The organism is Streptomyces sp. NPDC002734 (assembly GCF_040295685.1).
Classification (GTDB): domain Bacteria; phylum Actinomycetota; class Actinomycetes; order Streptomycetales; family Streptomycetaceae; genus Streptomyces.
This window is the reverse complement of record NZ_JBEOVU010000011.1, coordinates 83,811-106,279: the sequence shown is the minus strand read 5'-3', so window position 1 is coordinate 106,279 and position 22,469 is coordinate 83,811. Positions and strand designations below refer to the sequence as shown.

At 68.1% G+C, this 22,469-nt stretch carries 10 protein-coding genes and 1 pseudogene; 3 read left to right on the top strand and 8 right to left on the bottom strand.

The window, feature by feature from the left end; genetic code table 11:
- Positions 1-18 precede the first annotated feature (18 nt).
- Positions 19-1,086, bottom strand: a complete 1,068-nt coding sequence (locus ABT026_RS12505; RefSeq protein ID WP_351114180.1) for a hypothetical protein — start codon at positions 1,084-1,086, stop codon at positions 19-21.
- A gap of 284 nt (positions 1,087-1,370) precedes the next feature.
- Complete coding sequence (locus ABT026_RS12500; RefSeq protein WP_351114179.1) at positions 1,371-1,985, bottom strand: DsbA family protein; 615 nt, start codon at positions 1,983-1,985, stop codon at positions 1,371-1,373.
- A gap of 328 nt (positions 1,986-2,313) precedes the next feature.
- Between ABT026_RS12500 and ABT026_RS12495 the strand changes: the two genes are divergently transcribed.
- Complete coding sequence (locus ABT026_RS12495; RefSeq protein WP_351114178.1) at positions 2,314-2,775, top strand: DUF5707 domain-containing protein; 462 nt, start codon at positions 2,314-2,316, stop codon at positions 2,773-2,775.
- A gap of 992 nt (positions 2,776-3,767) precedes the next feature.
- Here the strand turns inward: ABT026_RS12495 and ABT026_RS12490 are convergent.
- The gene (locus tag ABT026_RS12490) at positions 3,768-4,250 is read right to left on the bottom strand and encodes a hypothetical protein (protein ID WP_351114177.1); all 483 of its coding nucleotides are present in this window, start codon (positions 4,248-4,250) and stop codon (positions 3,768-3,770) included.
- A 70-nt stretch (positions 4,251-4,320) separates the two neighbouring features.
- On the opposite strand from ABT026_RS12490, the pseudogene ABT026_RS12485 reads away from it, so the two are divergent.
- Together ABT026_RS12485 and ABT026_RS12480 are read left to right on the top strand one after the other, a co-directional pair.
- Positions 4,321-4,551 (top strand): annotated as a pseudogene (locus tag ABT026_RS12485) (DoxX family protein); the annotation flags it as partial.
- Between the two features lie 401 nt (positions 4,552-4,952).
- Positions 4,953-9,659: a sacsin N-terminal ATP-binding-like domain-containing protein gene (locus ABT026_RS12480; RefSeq protein WP_351114176.1), complete on the top strand. Its 4,707-nt coding sequence runs from the start codon at positions 4,953-4,955 to the stop codon at positions 9,657-9,659.
- A 97-nt stretch (positions 9,660-9,756) separates the two neighbouring features.
- Here the strand turns inward: ABT026_RS12480 and drmB are convergent, their stop codons facing one another.
- The 5 genes from drmB to ABT026_RS12455 form a co-directional block, all read right to left on the bottom strand.
- The gene (gene drmB, locus ABT026_RS12475; RefSeq protein WP_351114175.1) at positions 9,757-11,604 is read right to left on the bottom strand and encodes a DrmB family protein; all 1,848 of its coding nucleotides are present in this window, start codon (positions 11,602-11,604) and stop codon (positions 9,757-9,759) included.
- Positions 11,601-14,816, bottom strand: coding sequence for a helicase-related protein (locus ABT026_RS12470; protein ID WP_351114173.1), 3,216 nt, complete (start codon positions 14,814-14,816; stop codon positions 11,601-11,603). Before ABT026_RS12470 ends, drmB begins: the two co-directional genes overlap by 4 nt.
- Positions 14,813-16,723, bottom strand: coding sequence for a UvrD-helicase domain-containing protein (locus tag ABT026_RS12465; protein ID WP_351114172.1), 1,911 nt, complete (start codon positions 16,721-16,723; stop codon positions 14,813-14,815). The genes ABT026_RS12470 and ABT026_RS12465 overlap by 4 nt, the downstream gene beginning before the upstream one ends.
- A complete protein-coding gene (locus ABT026_RS12460; RefSeq protein ID WP_351114171.1) occupies positions 16,720-21,435 on the bottom strand; it encodes a DEAD/DEAH box helicase in 4,716 nt (1,571 codons plus the stop codon). The genes ABT026_RS12465 and ABT026_RS12460 overlap by 4 nt, the downstream gene beginning before the upstream one ends.
- Positions 21,436-21,717: 282 nt before the next feature.
- Positions 21,718-22,110 carry a hypothetical protein gene (locus ABT026_RS12455; RefSeq protein WP_351114170.1) on the bottom strand — a complete coding sequence of 131 codons (393 nt, stop codon included), beginning with the start codon at positions 22,108-22,110 and terminating at the stop codon, positions 21,718-21,720.
- Positions 22,111-22,469: the final 359 nt, after the last annotated feature.

Below are 22,469 nucleotides of genomic sequence, written 5' to 3'. Positions count from 1 at the left end.
CCTCTCGCCGCCTGCTCGTCAGAACGGGGGCAATGGTCCGGTTCCCACCAACTCCCCACCCGTGCCTGCCCTTTCGCGCAGGCATGGGCCGCAGAGCGTCTCGTCACCCGTCGGGCGGAAGACGGTCACGGTGTAGTGCTCTCCCTCGCACTCCCGCAGGGCGGTGTCCACCGCCGCCGGCAGAGGCGGCGTGACGTCGCGACGGTCGGGATCGACGGCCGTCGGGGTCGGCGGCCACACGGGCGGAACCTCGCGCAGCAGGTACCGGACCAGGCCGCCGGGACGCAGCACGGGCGAGCCGTCGGAGGGCATGCCGCGCAGCAGGTGCGTGCGGACGTCACCGGTGCTGTGCCCGGCCTCCAGCCAGCGCAGCACCAGCCCGGTCAGCTCCCGCCGCATGCCGACGGGGACGCCGCGCAGGTCCGGCGTCAGCCGGGGGAGCGACTCCACGAGCTCCCGCGCCTGGGCGTGCAGCTCGGGGGCGCCGAGGGCATCGGGCGCGGGGTGCGGCTCGGGCCGCGGTTCCCGTTCGGGGTCCGGGTTCCGATCCGCCTCCGCGGCCCACTCCGACCTCGACTCCGGTTCCGCGGCCGCCTCCGGCTCCTGCCCTGGCCCGGAAGGCTCAGCTTCCCCCTCCGGCTCATGCGCAGCCGCAGCCGCAGCCGCAGTCGAACCGTCCGCCTCCGCCGGGGAGGGACGGTGGGAAGTCTTCTCAACACAGTCATCGCGGGATGGAAGACCGTCGGCCGGCCGACCACCCGGCCCGCCGACGGCCGGAATGCGGCCACTCGGCGCGACCTGCGAGAACACCCTCGCCGTGCCCTCCGCCGCGCCCTCCGCCCCGACCGGCAGCGGCAGCCCCGCCATGATCTTGACCGCCTCCGCCACCCCCAGCGGCACGCACGAGACGAGCTGCTGCGTGGTCCAGCGCCCCTTGGCCGCCTGCACCCGCCGTTCGTGCACGAAGCCCTCCGCCATCAACTGCCGCTTCGCCTTGGTGAAGGCGGACGCGCCGATCCCGCAGCGCTCAGCCGTGCGCGAGAGGCACTCCCTGGCCGTGGGCGGCAGCGAGAGCTGCCAGGTCAACAGACGACAGGCGTCCGACCCGAGCCGCGGGTGCCGAATGATGGCGTTGGAGAACGCCGTATAGCCGCGCGTAGGCGCGATAAAGTGCCGGTAAATCACTGGTGGAAGCCGATCCACTCGTGGTCCAGGCCCTCGCGAACGGCTGCAACCGCACGCGGGGGCCGCCCCATGCGCACCCAACCCTCGGCACACCGGAGCACGTTGTCGTCGCGACCGTACAACACACAGCGTTGCGTGGCATATGCGGAACGTGACCATTACCTCCGAGGGATTACCTCCGCGGACTACTCGCTGCCCGTCGAGAACCGCGCCTCCAGCAGCATGCCGAACGACTCCTTGTCGAAGATCAGGTCGTACATACCCCCGGTCATCCGGCTGCCGTTGATGACCACCGTGGGAGTGCCCGGACCGCGTGGATCGTCACCGTCGTACGCCTCGTACGCCTCCTCCGACGCGGTGACGAAGTCCTCGTACTTCATCGTCCTCACGGCGTCGTCGAACGTCCTGCTCCGCAGCCCTTCGACCTGGTCGGCCAGCGACAGCAGGGACGCCGTCGTGAACCCGCCCGCGAATTCGATCGCTCCCGCGCTCTCGAACAACACGGCGTGGTACTCGGCGAACTTATCCGCCTCCAGCGCCGCCCGAAGGGCGTTGACCGCCCTCTTCGAACCGTCCCCACCTATCCGGTCGTCCTTGAACGACGCGAAGGTGTACTCGGCCCGCACCTCTCCCCGCGCCAGCTTCTCGCGCAAGGCCGGGCCACCGGTCGCCTCGAACTCTTCCACGACCGGACAGCGCGGGTCCTCGAACAACTCGACCGTGACCGCTGCGTCGGCGTCACCCACGACGATGGTCGTACCGTCCGCCGCCAGCACCTCTTGAAGCTCTTCGGCCTTCATGGTCGGCACCCTCGAACCACACCCCGCCACCACGCCCACGGCCACAGCGGCCGCCAGCACGGCGGACAGCCCTCTTACATACCTCACCTGCGGGTTCCCCTCCCCTTGACCGCGCAGAGTGTAAGCAACCGGGCTCGCAACCCGCACGGAGTTTCTCCCCCATGCTCCGCTGCGGTGGCGAGGTCACTCAGACCGACCTGAGTATCCGTGCTCAGGCCGCGCCCGCCTCGGGCCGCGAGGATCAGTACAGCGGCGCGGAGCAACGGCGCACCGCCTGCCGCACCGACTTCATCTGCCGCATGACCGCATGACCAACGGGGGTTCTGCCATGTCTCGTCGTACCGTCGTCCTGTCCACGCTCACCGCCGCGCTCCTCGTCGGCGGCGCCGGCGCGTTCGCCGTCGCCCGCACCGCGGACGAGCCGCCCGTCCTCTCGGAGAGCGCGGCCCGCTTCACCGCTCCCACCGCGAAGCGGGACGGCGGCCTCGTCTTCATCACCGACGTCACCGCGTCCTCCGGCGTGAAGAGCCTCAAGGTCCTCGCCTGGCCGGAGGACGGCCCGTTCAGCGAGGCCAAGAACAAGCTGACGGCGAAGGACATGGCCGAGGTCGAGTCCGCCGCCTGCGTCGACGCCGAGGACGACACCGTCGTCTGCACCTACGACGCCCCCGTGACCGCCAAGGACCTCACCGACTCCCCGCGCGGCACCTGGCACATCGCCACCCTGGCCACGGCCAACGACGGCACCACCACCTTCGCCGACCGGACGGCCACCTTCACGGTGAAGTGACGGTGCCCCCACCGACACGACGATGGCGCCGCCCCATTGCGGGCGGCGCCATCGCGGTGGTGAGGGCGAACTGTCGGAAGGCGCGACGCAGCTTCCTCGCGGCACGGAGCCGGGTCGCCGCCCGTCACGCCCCGTCCGAGTTGCCGCTCGCTTGACCGAGGTGTCCATCGCCACGACGGGCGAGCGCGGAGGCTGCGGGGCGGCAGGGATTCACCTCCTTGATCTCACCCAGGGCAGTTGCGCTTGTCGTGTCCGCGGAAGCCGCACACGCTGCACTTGCCGGCGTTGACAGGAACGCTGCACGTCCGCCTGTCGTGGCCTGCCTTACCGCACGTGGCGCACGTACGCGTCCTCTGGCCCTCGCCCATGCCTGTCCTCCAAGGTGATGTTTGTGTCTTCTGTGGAGGAACTTAGGCCAGCTCCGTGGGGGTTGGGCCAGATCTCCGATGTTTCTCATCTTTAATCTGAAGATCCAACGAAATACAGTCATTGAAGAACGAAATGCACCCATGTTCTGTCTGGATTGAGCAGTAGGGTGCGCGAGTGTGATCACAGTCCTGAGGGATCACGACTCCAGAACGGCTCGGAGTCATGGACAAGTATTGCCCCGTGCGGACGCTGGACGGGCTGGCCGCGCCCCACGACAGTCTGGGCGTCTTTCGCGCGGCGTCCTTCTGGGCCGTGCGTGACGGCTGGGTCGTGCGTGGGGCGGAGTACTGGACCATCCTGGGGGCGGACCCGCGGAGAATGGCGGGCCACCCTGGTCGAACCGATGCCGTTCCGGTCCGCGAGGCCTGACCAAGGGCTTCCTGCTCGCTCCTCTCGGAGTCGCCGTGGTGCCGACGCCGGGGCTAACTGGAGCAGACTCGAGTGATGCCGTGATCTCCGCGGCGGACACCGGCCACGAGCGAACTCCGGCTCGATGACCGGAGACTGAGCGTGGCGAAGGTCGGATGCTCGGAGTGACGGTGTGCACCGCGGTGGCTCCCTGCTCATCCGCCCTGCACGATCCGGCCCTCGGGAGTTCCGTACAACCAGGACCGCCCAGCCGGAGCTGCGGAGAGGGTGCCGGCAGCGAGATCGACCAGAGCCTCCGCCAGCTCGACAAGTGGAGCCGCGTCGATGTGCTCCGCACCGCGCAGGAAGCTGGTCGCGCTCTCCTCCAACTCGGCCCAGGTCGAGACTTGATCCCGGTCCACCCCTCCACGAGCCTCGATCCGGCGAGCTGCCTCCGCAACACAGTTCAGGAGTACCCGTCGCTGTTCGATGCCGAATGCGTCGAGGACGACAGCGGAACTGCCGCCCACCAGCGCGTGCGTGCGCAGATCTTGCTGCAACTCGAGGCAGCAGGAGGGCTGCAGGTCCAACGGTGTCTCGGCAACGACTCGTGCCGCCTCGATGAAGAGAACCCCGAGTGCCACGTCATAAGCCCAGAACATCGCGTCTCCGAAGACCACCGGCACTGCCTTGCTCAACGGCGCGCTCCTTCGCAGTCCATCGCTCCCAGGACCCATCGTGACCCATCGGCCCGGGCGCTTGCCCCGCTGGACTGATCGCATCGGCGCCGTGGAGATCCTCGGCGCAGCCGGGCTGATCCTGCCGCCGCTGACCGGCATCGCGCCGATCCTGGCACTCGCGGCCGCCATCGGCTTCGTCGTCCTGCAGATCCTCGCGACCGGCCTCCACCTGTCACGGGGGGAGGTCAAGGAGACGGGCCTGAACTGGGTCCTGATCCTCCTCGCCGCCGTCGCGGCCTGGCTCGCCACCGCACTCTGACGCACCGAGGAGGGCAGGTCGCGCCTTCGGGCCCTACCTGTCCTCAGTGACGCGATGCCGCCGCTGCCTCGCCGAAGGCTGTTGTTGCGTCGATCTGTTCGCCTACCGTGGCCGTGGCGGCTGAGATGTGGAAGAAAGTGTTGTGAGGCGTTGACCGGCACCAAGAGGGCGGAGATGGGTGCCCTGGCGTGTTGTGATCACTGTCAACGGAACTGCAACCAGCCCCCGTTGTTACAGTGTGTACGCCTGGGGAACCACATGCAGATGTCTCGCCGGCGCGACTTGGAGAGTTGCGTGTCGAGCGCTGCGCCGCGCTCCGTGGGGGACGGAGGCACCCGGTGGATTCCAGCTGACCGACACCTGGAATCCCCGTTCCAAGCAGCCTTGGGGGGATGCTTTCCATGTCCACATTCCTGTCGGGGGCGGCAGACGTCGTTCGTCGCGTCGAAGCGCTGTCCCAGAGGGTTCTCGAGGTGTACCGGGCCGACGACGGTCACGTGCTGGAGCACGCGAACAACGAGCGGCGGATCACCCAGGGCGGCTACGGTGAGCGCCAGATCTACGAGCTCGTCCAAAATGCTGCCGACGAGAACATGGAGTGCCGGTCGGGCACAATCCACGTACTGCTCACGGACACCCACCTGTACTGCGCCAACACCGGTACTCCGATAACCCCGGAGGGTGCCGAGACCATCCTGCGCATGGCTGTGTCCAAGAAGCGGACGGGTAAGATCGGCCGCTTCGGGGTCGGCGTCAAGTCGGTCCTCAGCGTCTCCGACACTCCTCGGTTCTACAGCCTTTCCGGATCCTTCGGCTTCGACAAGGAGTGGTCTGCCCAGATCATTCGGCAGACCGTTCCGGACCTTCCGGCGGACCATCCGCTGCCGGTACTGAGAATGGCACAGCCGTTGAGCCTGGCCGCCGACCGTGAGGACGACGAGCAGCTCGACGAGTTGATGCAGTGGGCATCGACCACTGTGGTGCTCCCGTTGCATCAGGGTGCGGACGCCCGGTTGGGGCGTGACCTGGAGAACTTTCCCGCCCACTTCATGCTCTTCTCCCCGCACGTCGACCGTCTCGTGCTCGAGGACACGCGCTCCGGTGCCCAGCTACGACGGGACATCACCCAGGAGACGCAGGGTGTCAACCATCGGATCGTCGAGGAGCGCAACGGCAAGAAGCAGTCCGCCGAGGACTGGTACGTGTTCAGCGTCGATCATGCGCCGAGTGGGGCCGCTGCCGAGACCGCGGGAGAGCTCCACGACCGGCCCGTCGTCACCCTCTCCTGGGCGGTCCCCGGCAAGGGTGTCCCCCAGCGCCAGAAGCGGGGAAACTTCTGGGCGTACTTCCCGACCCACTACGACACGACCCTTACCGGCATCCTCAACGCTCCGTGGAAGACGCCGGAAGACCGCCAGAACCTCACCAAGAGCGACTTCAACGAGGAACTGGTCACCCGGGCCGCCGAGCTCGTGGTCGATTCCATTCCCGACCTGCTCGACAAGAGCGATCCCGGTTCGTTCCTGACGTTGCTCACTGCCCGAGGACGTGAAGCCTCCCAGTGGGGCGACGAGATGCTGAGCCAGGAGGTCCTGCAGGCAGCCGCCAGGAGACCGTCGTTGCCCGACCAGAACGGCGGTCTCAGGCTTCCGAAGGACATGCGTCTGCACCCCGAAGGCATGGATCCGAAGTGGCTCGATCTCTGGGCGAGTCACCCGGGGCGACCCAAGAACTGGTGCCACCAGAGTGTGGAGAGCCGGGAGCGGAGGTCCCGGGCGCGCGACATCATCGAGCATTCGGGTGGGAAGCCGGCCACTCTCGGTGAGTGGTTGGAGGCACTCGTCTCGGACCGCTCCGTCGAAGGCGCCAAGTATGCGATGCGCTTGGCCGCTGCAATCGTGGAGTCCGGGAATCAGGCGCAGGCCACCGAGGCGCTCGGGGCAGCCGTCCTTCTCACCGAGACCGGCGAGTTCGAAGCGCCCTCCAGCGGTGATGTCTTCCGGCGGCCACACGGCGTGCGGTTGCCTGACGACCCGACGAAGTACTTGAACGAGGCGATCGCCCAGGACCCGGACATGGTGCCCGCGTTGCAGACCCTGGGTGTCGAGCTGGCCGACGAGGCCGGCCGGGTCCGATCTGCCGTGGCGTCGAACTTCGCCAGGTACCGGAACAGCGACTGGGACAACTTCTGGGCACTTGCCCGGTCGATCGACCGTGACGAGCTGATCGAGATCGTCACGGAGTATCACCCCGAGCCCGCTCGGGTGCTCAAGGTGCGCAGTGCGGCGGGCGAGTACCGCCTTGTCCGCGACTGCCTGCTGGCCGGCCCGGTGGTGCCCGAGGTCGGGGGGCGGGACAGCTCGGTGTTGATCGACCCGATCGTCCATTCCCCCGACGTCGAGGCTCTGAAGGCCCTCGGTGCCGTGGACCGGCCTGTCGTGGACATGGATCCCAAGGGGGACCCGTGGTACACCAGCTACGCCAAGGCCATGCACATGTCCTTCCGCGCGACTCTGTCACCCGATGCGAGGGTTCCGCGAGAGGCATCCCTCTCCCTGCAGGGCATGAACCCGCCCGGTCCCCTTCACCTGCTGAACGCCTTGTCGCCTGAGGGTAGAGCAGCCTTCGTGCGCGCATTGCCGGACATCGGTGCGGTTCCGAACTGGACGTGCGAGCGCACGACTGCGCCCTTCAACGAAATTCAGGTCGATTCCCCGCTGACATGGCTGCTTCGCGACAAGGGAATGCTGCCTACCTCTCTGGGGGAGCGACGGTGGCGGGACGTGGTGAGCCCTGAGTGCGGGGTCGACGTCGATCTTCTCCCGGTCGCGGAGATCGCTACGGGTTACGCCAGGGCCCTGGAGCTGCCGGTCGACCTCGGGTCCGTCTCGAGTGCCTTGTGGTTCGAGCTGCTGGAACGCCTCTCGACCTCCGTCGACACCGACTTCGTCGGTAGGGCCCTCGCTCTTCTGGCACAAGGTGCTCCCTCGGAAGTCGTGGACATCGACAAGACGCTCTTCCGCTGCCGCGTCGGGGACGACTGGACGGCCGTCCGAAGTGACGGCATTGCTGTCACCTCGGACGAAGGGCCGTACGAGGCACTGCTCGCCGCACGTGTCCCGGTCGTTCTCGTGCCCACCGACGAGGACGCGACGGCTCTCCTCGAACGCTTCCGCTTCCGGGCCCCGGCGGATCTTCTGGTGGAGGAGATCCACCATGTGCCCGCTGCCGAACCGATCGCCCTGACCGACGCCTTTCCGCGGTTGCGGCAGTGGGTCTCCCGCGGGTCCGCGTACAAGCTGATCCACTGCTCGGAGCTGGTGAAGATCATCCGTGGTCCGGAGGGGCGACGCGAGCTGACGCTTACCGAGGCTGTCCAGGGGAAGTCGGTGCTGCTGTGCGGCGACGCCGACGACGAGTGGGTGTTGGAGGCGGTGAACCGGCTCCTCGACCTCAGGCTCACAGAAGCCTCTCGGCGGAGCCTGCTGAGCCAGCAGGAGCAGGACCAGAGCGACCAGAGACTGCGCAAGGTCGCCAAGGAGCCGGACCTGGCGAGGAAGCTGTTGCTGGCGGTCGGGGAAGGCCGTCTGAAGGGTGAGCTCCCTCCAGGACTCGCATTGGCCGACGCCGAACTGCGCGGTGCTCCTGTGGACGGCACGCGGGCTGCCGAGCTCCTTCTCGCTGCGCACGGGGACGACGTGCTGCGTGTTCTCGGCCCCGCTCTCGACGAAGCCGGCTTCACCGTTCCCCGGAACTGGACCGGTGGCTCCACCGCGCGCGCCTTCGTTCAGACGTACGGCTTCCCCGAGTCCTGGGCCGGAGACCCCCAGACCCCCAACACCCCCAATCCTTACGAGACCGTGCCTGGTCCGCGGAGGTCGTTGAAGCTGCATCCCTACCAGGAGACGTTGGTGCAGCACATGTACGACCACCTGGCCCAGGACGGCGACAAGCGGGCGATGCTGCAGATCCCGACCGGCTCGGGCAAGACACGGATCGCCGCCGAAGCCGGTGTTCGGGCCATCCGTGACGGCATCCTCGACGGTCCCGTCCTCTGGATCTCCCAGAGCCAGGAGCTGGCGGAGCAGGCCATCGAGACGTGGTCCTATGTCTGGCAGGCGGAGGGAACGAGCAAGCCGCTCAGGATCAGCCGTCTCTGGGGTGGAATGCCGGACGCGGTGCCGGTCGCGGACGGCCCGCACGTCGTGGTCGCCATCGACGACACGGCCGTGAATCGACTGCCGAAGGAGGGTTACGCCTGGTTGCGTGATTGCGCTCTGGTCATCGTCGACGAGGCTCATTTCGCGGTCCCCAAGACTTACACCAGTATCCTCGACCACCTGGGCATCAGTCAGCGCAAGACCTCGCGTCACCTGATCGGCCTGACGGCTACCGCCTTCCGAGGCGACAACGAGGTGGAGAGCCGTGCGCTGGCCCTTCGCTTCGGCCGGAAGAGGCTGGACTACGGCGCATTCGAGAACGACGAGGCGTACAAGCATCTACAGGCGATGAAGGTTCTTGCGTCCGTCGAGCAGGAGACCCTGGATGGTGGCCGCTACCAGCTCTCGCCGGCACAGGTCGCCGAGATGGAGCGCACGAACGCGATGGCCCTGCCGGCGGACGCCGTGAATCGTCTCGCCAAGGACGTCGAACGGACCCGGCGCATTGTGGAACGGATCCGGATCATGCCTCCGGACTGGCCGGTCCTGGTCTTCGCCACCTCGGTGGAGCACGCACACGTACTGGCGGCCCTCCTGCAGGACCGAGGAGTGACTGCGGCCTCGATCGACGGACAGACTCCGCCGAGCACCAGGCGGCGGCGAATCGCCGCGTTCAAGGAGAACAAGATCAGAGTGCTCACCAACTACAAGGTGCTCACGCAGGGCTTCGACGCTCCTGCCGTGCGTGCCGTGGTGGTCGCCCGGCCGACGTTCAGTCCCAACACGTACATCCAGATGATCGGTCGAGGGTTGCGCGGTGAGCTCAACGGGGGCAAGGACACCTGCCTCATCCTGAACGTCAAGGACAACATCCAGAACTTTGGTCGTGATCTCGCCTACACGCGGATGGAGTACCTCTGGAAGAAGACGCCGAAGCCCGGCACGTAGGCGTTCCGGCCCGTGGGAAGGGCCGATGACCGATCAGATCGTCGGTCAGTCGGCCCTTCCCACGGTGAGACGGGTCTCCGGTTCGGGCCCTGTCGGGTCAGTCGCCGGTGAGACCGTGGAAGAACCCGATCGACGGGTCCTCCGGAGTCCCGACCAGAAGCGCCCGGTCCAGCAGGGTGTTGTTCCGCTCACAGCTGGTTTCGGGAAGCAGCACGCACGCGTGGCAGGCGGCCAGGTTGACGCTTCCGGCTCCGGAGACCTCCGACTCGATGCAGAGCGGGTCGGCACTGCACCACTCGGCACGGAGGACGGCGGAGCGCAGCGCTTCGGCGAGGCGGTCCGGCTCCCCTTGTGCGACCAGGCCGCCGAGGCTGCCGGCCGAGTCGCTGGTCGCCGTGTAGACCAGCACGCCTGCCATGTCGGTGTTCTCCGCGTAGAGCCGCTCACGCAGGGACGCAGCGGGGTAACCGGAGTTCAGGCTCCACTCGTTGATCAGAATGTGCGCCAGCGTGTGGAGCATCACCAGACGCGGTGTCGCCGGGGAGGGCGGGACATGCTGAGGGTCGGCCGCGCGCTCGCGCAGCAGGCGCTCGTGGTGGGAGCGGATGCGGTCGACACGGTGGACCACCTCGGGGTGTGCTGCCCATGCGGCGAGACGCTGCTCGTCGATGCGGAAGAAGACCCCCTCGCCGCGCACCTCCATGGCCGGCAGCCAGTCCTGCTTGGTCAGTGCGATCTCGGCCTCGTGAATCTGGTCGTCGAGCGCGGAGTCCGGGGAGATCACCCGGGTGAACGACGTGAGGGCCCGCACCTCACGCAGGCGCTTGACCAGCATGGGCCCGACGATCCCGGTCCCGTCGAGGACGGGCGAGGTGCTCTGCGGCTTCTCGCAGATGAACTCCTCGTCGTGGGGGCTGTCGGCCTCGCGGCTCCCGGCCCGCAGCTTCCGGTACTCCTGTTCCAGCAGGGCCATGCGGTAGGTGTCGTGTGTGGGCTCCTCGCCGATGTCCGCGAGTTCCGCCTGGTCCGCCTTCAACAGGTCCCGCACGGCCTCCAAGGAGGTCGAGTCCGTCTTGGTGAGGAACTTGACGGCCCGGGCCAGCTCCTTGTCGGACTCACAATCCCGCAGGTCGTCGAGATGAGGGGCGAGCAGGGCGGCCAGGCCGTCGCTCCACGGCGGGATCGAGAGGGCCGAGCGCACGATCGGCTGCCAGGCCATCGACGAACCGCGCTGCAGGGTGCGCGGGGCTTCCGTACAGCTCTTCTCGGCGGGCGCGTTCCTCAGCCACGGTCGGCGACCCTCGCACCGCACGCCGAGGTTCGTGAGGGCGCTGCTCCGGAAGGCGCCTTCCATCGACACCTCCGGAACACCGCAGGTGCAGGAGATCACGATGGAGCGCAGCGAGGCGGTGCGGCCGTTGGTGGTCAGCTTCAACGTGCCACCGCAGGCACCGGTGGCCCCGTCGTCCCGGTTGTTGCGGTGAAGCCACTTCCAGTACGGGAAGTCGTCCAGGTGGCCGTGCGGACAGGCGATCACGAAGCGGGAGGGGACCAGATCTTCCTTGCAGTCCCCGCACTCGTTCGTTCCAGGAGCCGGGTTGAATTTCCCGACAGGCTGGAGAACGTTGCAGTCGGGGCAGGAGTGCCAGAGGGGGAAGCGTCGGACATGGACGCCGTCCCGGCTGTTCTCGTCCGACGCCGGCGGCAGGCGGAAGGACCTGACACCGAGGTAACGGGCGAGCCGGTGTTCGTGGATCTCGGGCGCATCCGTGATGTCCCAGGTGTCGATGCCCGCGACGATGAACGACTCGTTGTCCACGGCGACCGTCGAACCGACGCCGTACGTGGTGATCATCTGGGCGCGGCCGACCGCACCCTTGCGGGGCATGAGAGGCGTGGCCGGAACACCGGGACCACGGCGACGGCGGGCGGGAGGCGGGGTCATCGTGAGCTCTCCATGAACAGGGCGGACTCGGCGTCGACGTCGCGCAGACTCCACAGGGTCGGCCAGGAATCGGTGATGTTCTCGTCGAAGGCTTCGAGCAGCGCGGGGACTTTCTGGCCACGCCTACGCTCGTAGTGGAGACCGCCGTTGGCGGCAGCCGTCCTGCTCCACCACTCGACGAATTCCTCGAAGTCCTTCTCCGTGTTGTCGACCTCCTCCTTGTCGACCGACCCGACCCGGGAGAGCAACAACGGCAGGACCTCCGTCTCCATCCGGTCCCGGTAGCGCTCGATGTCGCCGGCAGCGGCGTTGTCGGCGGCCTCCGGGATGAGGATGCGGGTGAGCGCCACCACCACGGCGTGCAGGCCACGTTCCCGGGCCCGCGCGGAAAAGGGCGTCACGGACGTCGACTCGACCTCGCGGTACAGGGCCGAGTGGAAGTGCTGGAAGTTCTCGTAGTGCGAACGGTCGCGGGAACGAGTGGAGTTGAGCATGACGGCGACCAGTCCGGGGTGGGCGCGGCCGACACGGCTGGTGGCCTGGATGTACTCCGCGGTGGTCTGCGGCTGGCCCATCACGGCCATCAGGCCGAGACGATCGACGTCGACGCCGACGGAGATCATGTTGGTGGCCAGGAGGACGTCCACCACCTCCTCGTGCGGCAGCTTCAACTCGACCTGCTTGAGCCGGCGTGGCACCTCGGACGAGTTGGCACGGCTGGTCAGCTCGGTCTGCTCCCGGATCCGCCGCACCGGCATCTCGTCACGCCGGGCCAGGTACTCAAGGTAGGCGACGACGTCGTCATGGACCTGAAGTTCCGCTGCGGCCAGCAGCCGCAGGCTGTTGAAGTAGCCGACCAACGTCCAGTAGGCGTCCCGCACGGTCTCGGTGGTCGCCGCGCGCTGGGCCTGGTGCAGCAGGGTGGCGTAGGTGCGGATCAACAGCGTCGACTGACTGGTGCTCGGCGTGAGCAGACCCACGTACTGGCGGCTCGCCTTCCGCTCGCGCGGAGTCTCGACGGCGAACCAGGAGTCACGCGAGTCCAGTCCGGCCGGCGGGAACTGGTGCACCGTCCGGTCGAAGAGGGCGCGCCCCTGGTCGGCGGCGCGGCGGATCGTGGCGGTGGAGGCGACCACCTTCGGCTGGTCGGCCAGTACGTCCACGGCCGTCTCGTAGAGCCCGGTGAGGGTACCGAGAGGACCGGAGATCAGGTGCAGCTCGTCCTGGACGATCAGCTCCGGGGGCGGTGTGCCGTCCGCCCGGTCGCGGTTGAAGAGGGCGGCCGTGTTCGGCCGCCATGGCATGGAGGCGAACTTGTCGACCGTGGCGATGATCAGCGTCGGGTGCCAGTGGTAGACGGACTCGTCGACCAGATGAACGGGCAGGCCGCCTGCGAAGTCGCACTTCCCGTACGGGCAGCGGACGTGCATCCGCTTGCGATCAAGGTCCACCTCGTACTGGTGGGCGTCGAGCTTGGTGCCGCACCAGGGACAGGCGTGGAGTTGAACCGGGTTCTTCTCCTGGAGGCCCTCCTTGCCCCTGCGGAGCTCCTTCAGACTGTCGTCCGCCGTCACCAGATCGTTCGGGGTGGCCGACTGCCCCACCCACATGCCGATGGAGATCTCCTCCTGTCCGAGATCCGCCTCGTGCTTCTGGCGGAGTTGCTCCATGGCGCAGATCAGAAGAGTCGCGCGCTCGAACTGCTGGAGGGTGAGCAGGCGCAACGTGTACCGCATCAGCACGGTGACACCCCCGCCGCTCGCCCTCTTCCGGAGACGGCGCAGGAACGTGGTGAAGGCGATCAGGCCGAGGTAGGCCTCGGTCTTGCCACCGCCGGTGGGGAACCAGAGAAGGTCTGCGATCTCGCGATCCCTGTGGTTCGCATCGACGATGCCTTCGAGGCAGAGCAGCATGAAGGAGATCTGGAACGGGCGCCAGCGGCCCGCCTCGACGTCGGGGATGCCGTGGCGACCGGCCCTCGCCCACACGCCGCGGGCCCGCTGCTTCGCCATCGCCTCGTTGGCGAGACGGAAGGCGTGCAGTGCCGTGGGGTCCGACCGCAGCACCCGGATCCCGTTGCGGATTCGGCGGAGCGCCGTCTCGCAGGCTTCGATCTGCTTACCGGCGGCATCCACGAAGGACGTGCCGGCGAGTCGGCCCGCCTCGGCCCGCCTGGCGTCGATCCACTCGGCGTAGCCGGACGCAAGCCCCTCCAGGGCCGCGAACACCTCGGCGTCCGGGCGGGTGGCCAAGCCGTGCATGGTCAGCGCCGCGTCGTCGATCTCCGGGTTGGAGTCGGTGAGCAGTACCTCGTGCGCCGGCACGAACTCGGTGCGGACCTCGGCCACCGCGGCGCGCTCCACCATCGGTGAACCGATCGGCGGCGGTGCCCAGTCCCAGACGGCGGCGCAACCGTGACCGGCGGCGAAGGTCGGGGCATGGCGGTGCAGCAGCCGGGAGGCGGCCTGTTCCGAGTCGACCGCACCCAGCTGGGCGGGCCGCTCGACGAAGGCGCGTGCGCCGTTCGGGGCGGTCACCGTGATGCTCGGCTGGAAGAGGCTGAAGGCGTCCTGCAGCTCGCGCTCGCCGACCTTCAGCTCGTTGACGAGGGTCACGGTGATGGACACGGTCCCGGAGGAGGACGGCTTGCGGACGAGAGCACGCAGCCGTACGCCGTCGGCGAGATCGTGGTCCTCCATGCCCGGATGCTCCACGTCGATTTCTGCCTTGGGCAGTTCGAGCCGCTTGCGCCGCCAGTTCTCCTTCTGGTCGGAGGTACTGCGGGCCGTCGACCGTTGGGCGACGACGGTGTTGCCCGCCTCGTCGACCGGCTCGTACATGGCCGCCTCGACGCGGACCACGACGGTGGGGGAGACGGAGGGGTCCACGGCGAATGTGAGGCCCATGGACGACGGGCGCCGGTCGTTGGCCAGGGAGACACCGAGCTCGAGGCCACGCTCCTCGACGTCGCCGGCGCGGATCTCGGGAGCGACGTCCGCCTCCTGCTCGCGGTTGTCCCCCTTCATCTCCTCCTCGGCCTTGCCGTCGGCCGGCCGCGGGAACAGAACACCGATCGGGTAGGTCGTGATCGGGGCGTCGTGCGTAAGGACCTCGTCCGGCGCGCCAGGACCCATCAGGTCCCGACGGAGCTGGACGAGGAGACTGTCGCGTGCCTCGTAGTGAGCCGCGTGGCGGTTGTGCATGTCGCTCATCGGTTGTCGTCCTCCCGGGCGCCGTTGCCCGACTTGTAGCGGCCGAGTCCCGAAAGTCGGGGCACCAGCCACACACCGTGTTCACCCAGCCCGGCGCGGCTGCCGGCGGCCCGACTTCCCGCGACCGTCTCCAGGGCGTCGATCCTCAGTCCGTGGATCTCCTCGGGCCATCTGACCTCCCAGCTCCTGCTCACCTTCAGAGAGGCGTGCAGGTCCTGCCGGAAGCGCTTCGAGACCATGGCCACCGGCCGACCCTGGTGCACGACCACGTAGGGAGGGCTCTGGTCCTCGTCGACGGCCAGGTCGTACAGCTTGCGCAGCACCACCGGATCACCGGGCCGGACCGCGGTGGCCAGGTACTCCTGCAGGTCGGCGGGCGAGTCCTCGAAGCCGTCCGTGCCGGGGGGCTGCTCGGTGCAGACGTCCTGACCCTTGGCCTCAAGGCCCAACCGCTCCCACCTCTGTCTGCCCCCCACGTACCAGCGGTCCAGGGCGCGGTGGAACCGCATCCGCCAGGACTCCGGCGCGGTGAGCCGGTACAGGTCGTACCGGGGGCGCGTCAGGGCCACGTACAGGGCGCGCGCTTCCGCCTGCACGTCCACGTCGTCGAACTGGCTGCGCACCTGCGCGATCGAGAGCGGCTCGACGACCAGCACGCGATCGAACTCGAGGCCCTTGGCCCGGTGGACGGTCGAGACGGTGATCGGGGACAGCTCCTTCGGCGCCAGGTCGTCGGGGAACCAGCCCTCGGCGATCGACCGTCGCACCTTGTTCAGGTCCAGCAGTCCGTTCTTGGCGCGGGCGACAGCGCGCAGGGAGCGCCAGCAGCGCTCCACCTCGGTGTCCGGCAGGAGCGGGATCTCCGTCATCAGCTCACGGAAGCGTTCCTCGGTGAGCGTCTCGGAGTTCGTACGTCGCAGCAGTGCGGCCGCCCAGGACGGCACGGGCCGGTCCTGGGCCGACCGGCGCAGCCGATGGGGGACGCCGTTCTCCCACAGCGCCTCCGAGATCAGCAACGCCTGCCGGTTGTCCCGGCAGAGGATCGCGCACGAGTCGGGGAAGTTGATGAGCGAATCGATGGTGAAGCGGTCGGTCAGCGCACCGAACGACGGCTGGTCCAGCAGCGCGGAGCGCAGCTCGTCGTGGAGGCGTGCAGCCGCGGCCTCCGCCGCGTCGGGAGCGGAGGGAAGTGACTGGAGATCGCGTCCCAGGGGGAGGGCCGTTCGGGCCTCCGGAGTGGAGGCCCGGAAGTTCTCCGTCAGGTGCAGCTCGATCAGGTCGTCGGGATAGGAGGCGCGCAGCCAGTCGAAGAAGGCGTTGGTCTCGAGCGCCCGCTCCTTCGGGTCCTTGACCTGGAATCCGTAGATGGCCTGGGCCGGGTCGCCGACCATGGTGAAGCCGCAGGACTCCTGGAACCGGTCGAGCAGTGTCTCCACCATCAGCCGCCGGTCGCCGACCAGGTCCTGGACCTCGTCCACCACGATGTGAGCGAGGGCCACCGGGTGCACGGCCTCGACGGCGCCGTTGGTGATGGCGGTCTCGGCCTGCCGGATCCGCTCGTCGAAGCTGTGCCGGCCCCAGTCCTCGTCCGGGTACGCGTTGGTCAGGAGCGAGTATGCCCAGGAGTCGAAGGTCTGCGCGCGGACCCGGGAGGCACGCTCCCCGTAGCGGGAGATGCGGTCCCGCAGTTCCCGGGCCGCGGCCCGGGAGAACGTGAGGACCAGGATCTCGCCGGCCTCGAGTGCGTCCTCTTCGCGCCCAACGAGGGCGTCGAGCCGTCGTACCAGGGTGTGCGTCTTGCCGGCTCCGGCTCCGGCGGTGACCAGCAGCCGTGCGTCCCAGGGCTGGTCCACGACGGCCTGTTGCTCGGGCGTGAGCGGTGGGGTGCCTGCGTAGATGTCGGTCACGCGCCTTCCCTCCAGAGGTGCTCGAACCGGGTGAAGGCGAGGGACTCGCCGTAGTTGCTGATGTTGTCCTGGACGTTGAGGATCAAGCAGCGGTCGGATCCACCGTTGAGGGGACCGCGAAGGCCACGCCCGATCATCTGCTGGTAGACGTTCGGGCTGTACGTCGGTCGGGCGACGACCACGGCCCGGGTGGCCGGGGCGTCGAAGCCCTGGGTGAGGACGCCGTAGTTGGTCAGCACCCGCAGGCGCCCGGAGCGGAAGGCGTCGATGCGCTTGGTGCGGTCACCGGGGCTGGTCGCCGAGTCGACGGCTGCCGCACCGATGCCGTCGTCGTTGAGCTTGGCGGCCAGGAACTTGGCGTGGCTCACCGAGGTCGCGAAGACCAGGACGGGCCAGTCCTCGGGCATCTCCAGGATCTTGTCCATGATGCGTCGGTTCCGGTCGTGGTCGTCGGCCAGACGCTGTTCCGCCCCCTTGGCCAGCACACGCATCCTGGTGGCGTGCTCCACCTCGTCCTGACTCAACTCGATCGTGCCGCCCTCGAGAATCTGGTGGTCGACGTGGGCCAGCATGCCCAGCGACTGCAGTTCGGCGTAAGGATCCCCTTCGAAGACCCCATCGTCGAGACGGCGACCACCGAACCGCTGGATGAGGCGCTGGGTCTCCACCTCGTTGGTACCGCGGAACGGTGTGGCGGTGAGGCCGAGCAGGTGTCGGTCGGTGCGTGAATGGACCAGCCCGAGGTGGCCGAGGAGCTCGGTGTACTGCGGGGAGATCGCCACGTGGGCCTCGTCGACGATGACCAGGGCGGCCTTGCGCAGCCAGGCGTAACTGTCGGTGTGGAGGCAGTGCCCGAGCTTGGCGTCGGTCGCCACGACCAGGTGCGGATCGTCACCGGTGACCTCACCGGTCTCGTTGGAGCTCCACAGACGGCTGATGGTCAGTGGACGCTGAGCCCCCACTTTCTCCCAGACGAACTTCCAGCTCTGGACAGCCTGTTCGCAGAGCTCGACGGACTGCGCTATCCACAGGATCGGTCCTTCCAGGATGCCTTCGCTCTTGATCCACCGAATCACGGCCTCCGCGGTCACACGGGTCTTACCTGCACCAGTAGGCAGGGAGAGCATGCCGCGCTGAGGGGTCAACCGCGCCAGCATCTCGAAGATGTTGGCGGCCAGACGCTCCTGATAACCGTGCAGCAGCGGGAACTCGCGGGGACCCTCCACCTGGATACGGGGAGTGGGGGACGGCGTGCGGGCACCGGCGAAGGTGTCCGGGAACCCCAGGTCCGAGACGAACTTGACGGCCGTGGAACTGCCGGTGAAGGACGCCGGGGCGTTGGGGATCCGGGCCTGGATGTCCCGGACGTGCTCCTGCAGGACGCCGTCGTCGTGGGCGTTGTAGGCCATCTCGGCGAGGCGCTCCGGTGACGGCTCCCCGCGCTCGGCGCGCTCGCTGTCGAACAGGCCGGCCGGCAGTCGCTCCTTCAGGGCGTCCGGTCCGATCAGGAGGCACAACTTACGGGCCACGGTATCGGCGGAGCGGATCCCCCTGAGGGTCTGCTGCAGCTCCTGGTCCTTCTCCTGCCGCTCCTGGGCCTGCAGAAGGTCTCGGCAGCCACTGGGCCGCAGGTTGAGCTTGAGCTCCTTGTCGACCGCGATCAGTGTGGCGAGACGGTCGCCCTCGTGCTCGTCGGTCACCAGCACGGCGTTGCCGAGCAGGGCGCTGCGCAGAGGGACACCCGTGGTGCCCCTGGGGGTCTTGGTCACCTCCTCGAGTTCGGAGCAGTACTGGATCTCGTAGGTGTTCACGTGGTTGCCGGAGCGCTGCCGGAGGGTCGGGTACCCGTCGCGCATGGCGATCGGCTCGCCCGCCGGGACGTGACGCACCTCCTTGTTGATCACGTCACCGAAGGAGAGCATCCCCCACTTCTCGATCAGGAGCTTGGCGTCCTCGTCGTTGCCCGCGAGGAGAGCCGGGAGCCGCTCCGCACGCAGAGTCGCGTACTCCTGCTGGGTGGCGGCGACCGCGATCTCGCCGTCCTCCCGGGACTCCCACAGGTCACCGACACGGCACCGCGTCAGGCCCTCGGGGAACGGCAGGTCCAGCCGGGTCATCAGCACGTAGGTGCTGCCGACGAAGACGTCGCTGTCACTGGCGAGGAGTTGCTCGCCGAGCTTGTTCCAGAGCTGCTCCGGCACCGTCTCGATGGTGGTGGGCAGACCGAGCTTGCGGGCCTTCTCCTCGCTGATGTCCGCCACCGGAAGGATGTCGGAGTAGGAGGAGAGTTGGGGGCCGACGGCCTCTACCGGACGGCGCGGACCCTGAGAGGTCGGAACCGTTCCGTACTTGCGGATCAGCCAGCGGGCCGGGGAGGGAATGGCCTCCCGGCTGCCCGTCGCGGTGCCGATCTGCCGGGTCCACCGGTCGACGACGAGGCGGTCGGGAAGGGCCTTGAGATAGGCGGCCTTGCCCTCGTCCGACAGTCGGAAGAGCAGATGGAGGGAGTCGGGGACCGGGGAGCCCTCCGTCCGCATCCGACCGATGGTGGGCCGGCTCCTGGTCCCGAGGGTCTTGCAGTAGGCCTCGTAGATCGCGGTCCGGTAGTCCTCGAACCAGGGTTCCTGGACATCCTGGGTCTCGCGCACGGGGAGCGAGAGGAGACCGAGGTCACGGAAGACGGCCGTGTCGTCGGAGTGGAAGGCCATGTCCACCGCGACGGAGGGATCACGAGATCCGTCCCCGGGGACGACCGGTCCCGGCAGCAGGCACTGCCGCATGGGGTGGAACCGTCCGTCCATGGTGAGGACGTGCAGCACCTCCTGAGGCTTCGGGTGGCGGATGCGCACCTCGCCGAGAGCGTGTGAGCCGCCCGCCTTGCGGAAGAGTTCCCAGAAGAGGCGCCAGTCGCGGGGGCCGTAGGCCGCGAACCCCTGGTCGAGCACGCCGGCGAAGCGGCCGCGGCTGTCCGCCTCCCGGACACCGATGGTGTTGAGCGCGTAGCGGAGAGTCGGGTCCTCGGAGAGGAACGGGTGGACGTAGATCAGGTCGTCCTTGAGGCCATCCGCCTCGTCACGCTGCCAGACCTGACCGGCCTCGGGGGCGACGAGCCGGTCGGACTCGGTCAGCACGATCTCGGCCTTGCGCGCCTCCTCGGCGAAGGGGGAGTTCGTGCTGATCATCTCGGCGAGAATGCGGACGGCGACGGCCGACGCCTCAGGGCGGCGGTCGGAGACCAGGGCTTCCAGCCACTCGCGCACGGAGGCACGCTGCTGTCCGGCAGCCGTGAGGATGTGCTGCACCTTGCCTGAGCGGATGTCGGCCGCCTCGACGGACGGGTGCACCCAGTTCCTCGGACGTCCCGGGTACGCGTTCCACATCGCGAGCCAGGTCGACGAGAGGCCCTTGCCCGCCCGCCTGCCCTCGTCGGGGTGGACACGGATGTTCTTGGGGAGCTGCAGTACACCGTCCTGGTCGGGGAGGGACGGCAGCTTCGCGGTCAGTTCCCAGATGTTGCGCGTGAGGATCTCGTCGGCCCAGGAGAGGGTCTCGACCGCCTTGAGACGGCCGGGAAGGAAGGACAGGTAGGCGCCCGGATCGTCCTTGGGCGCGAGCTGTGGCAGCGATTGCACCACCAGACGGGCAGCGACCCGCAGGAGCTCCCCGTTGAACGGGCTCTTGTCCAAGAGGTTCTGCCGGTCCTCGTTGGTCTTCCACGCGCCGTTCAGGACACCGCTCAGCGTCATCTCGTAGTTGGTCGGAAAGAACGACCAGAAACGCCCGCGCCCACTCGCAGGGTTGGCGTAGGGGCGCGCCCCGGAGTACTCGGGTACCGCCCATGAGAGGTCGATGGTCGCCCGGTCGTGCAGCTCGCCCGCGGTCCCCCGGGCCTCGGCACCGGGGGAGTGCGCGACCGTGAACACCTTCCAGGTCTCGCTGGAGGCAGGGCGGCCCGTGCCGGACTCCTTGATGGTGCGACGCACACCGTCCTGCTCGACGGTGATCACACGCCGGAGGACGGGCATCGCTCGCCGGTCCTCGAGCACGACCTTGCCGACGTGGGAGGAGAAGAGCTGGAAGAGCTTGGGGAACTCCTGCCTGCCGTTTGCGCGCTTCGGGTTGTGGATGTCGCCGGCGAGACGGGATGCGGCTCCGGGGAGCAACGGGAGGCGCACCACGGTCACGGCCCACTTTCGGAGCTCGTCGAGCACCGGGTCGAGGCGACGTTCCTTGGCCTCGTCGAGAGGACGGGCCATGCGAAGGACCGGGGCTTCGAAGTCGGTCTCCGGCGGGAACCCCGCTGCGCGGGAGATTTCTCCCCGCGACCAGGCGCGGTCGAAGCCGAACGAACCGGTGGCGCTGAAGAACTGGGGGGCGTCGGACACCACGAGGTACGACTTCACGCCGACACCGAACCGGCCGATCTGCCCACCGCGCTTGCGGGATACGCCCATGCGGAGAATCGTCTCCGCGCCGGCGGCGGTGACAGGGGAGCCGACGTTCGCGCAGTAGAGGTGGTCCTGGGTGAGGACGACATGAACCGTCCCTCCGGGCTCGTTGGCGACCTCGTCCGCAGCGTTCTGGACGATCTCGTAGAGCTGACGGTCCCCGTAACCACCCTGCGTGATGCGACGCTCCCCGTTGGCGTGCTCCTGCACCAGGCCGGGATCCACCCGATAGGTCTCCAAGGTGCGCCGGGACTGGTCGTTCACGACGATCAGTACGTCTGATCCCGAGGACCGCCGGCTCTGATCGGAAGCGTTGAGCCGGCTGGATTCCGAAGACGACTCCGGATGGAAATGTGCCACGTGGATTCCCCCCACTGGAAGCATATTTAAGTTGAAGTGCCGATGGCCGGGCCCGGCAAGGTCGGCCTCCGTCGGAACGGCGAAACCGAGACCCGGCCATCGGTGGTGTCATACGAACGCGACAGAGTGATTGCCGCCTCGATCGGACGGCGGAGCCGGTCGTCGAAGCCCCATGATGACGAGCGGCTAGAGCGCCCCGTCCTCCGGGGTACGGAAGCGACGTCGGTTCCTGTCGTCACGGTTCGGCGGGCCGCTGACGGACCGCGTGCGCGGACCGAGGGCGCGCTGCGGTCGAAGGCGCGGCGCCTTGTGCTCGGGGCCGCTGCCGTCCAGCGGGACGTCGGGCTCCTGGGGGGCCTCACCAGCCATCTTCCTGGCCACAGCCTGCCGGTCCGCACGGGCGACGTACCGGCGGTAGTGGTCGATCACGGGCCGGGTCTTCCCGAGTTGCTCCAGGAACTCGGACTGCTCGAGCGGCGTTTCGCGCGAGTCGAACTGCATGAGCAGTCGACGAATTCTGGCCAGCTCCGGGTCCTCGGAGTCCGAGGAATCGTCCGGGTTCCCGATGAGCGTCTTCATGTGGAGGCCCCCCTCTTTCAGGCATGGTCGAATAACAGCTGATGCATAATGATTTGGTCCCCAGGAAAATGCTCAGGATGCGCATGAAGATATACGTGTCCTGTGGTGAGGGAGTTTCCCCCGAGGCGCTTGGCCCTTAGATCTACGGTAGGGGAAGCGGCATCGATCTGTCTACCGGTTCGTCGTGCTTCCTGATCGTCAGATCGGTTGCAAGACAGGGGTGTTGGAGTCGTCGGCAGGGAGCCCGGGTCGGAATGCTCCATTCCCATTGCGTGGAAGTGTGCCGGGGTGAATGGTGCTTGAGTGAGCCGATGCGGGGCTTCATGGCGAACCGGTTACCCACGGTGAGGTCAGGTGTG

What these genes read in the sequence shown, in the direction of transcription:
- ABT026_RS12500 (WP_351114179.1), bottom strand. Translation starts at nt 1,985, where the DNA reads ATGAAGGCCGAAGAGCTTCAAGAGGTGCTGGCGGCGGACGGTACGACC.
- ABT026_RS12495 (WP_351114178.1), top strand. Translation starts at nt 2,314, where the DNA reads ATGTCTCGTCGTACCGTCGTCCTGTCCACGCTCACCGCCGCGCTCCTC.
- ABT026_RS12480 (WP_351114176.1), top strand. Translation starts at nt 4,953, where the DNA reads ATGTCCACATTCCTGTCGGGGGCGGCAGACGTCGTTCGTCGCGTCGAA.
- drmB (WP_351114175.1), bottom strand. Translation starts at nt 11,604, where the DNA reads ATGACCCCGCCTCCCGCCCGCCGTCGCCGTGGTCCCGGTGTTCCGGCC.
- ABT026_RS12470 (WP_351114173.1), bottom strand. Translation starts at nt 14,816, where the DNA reads ATGAGCGACATGCACAACCGCCACGCGGCTCACTACGAGGCACGCGAC.
- ABT026_RS12455 (WP_351114170.1), bottom strand. Translation starts at nt 22,110, where the DNA reads ATGAAGACGCTCATCGGGAACCCGGACGATTCCTCGGACTCCGAGGAC.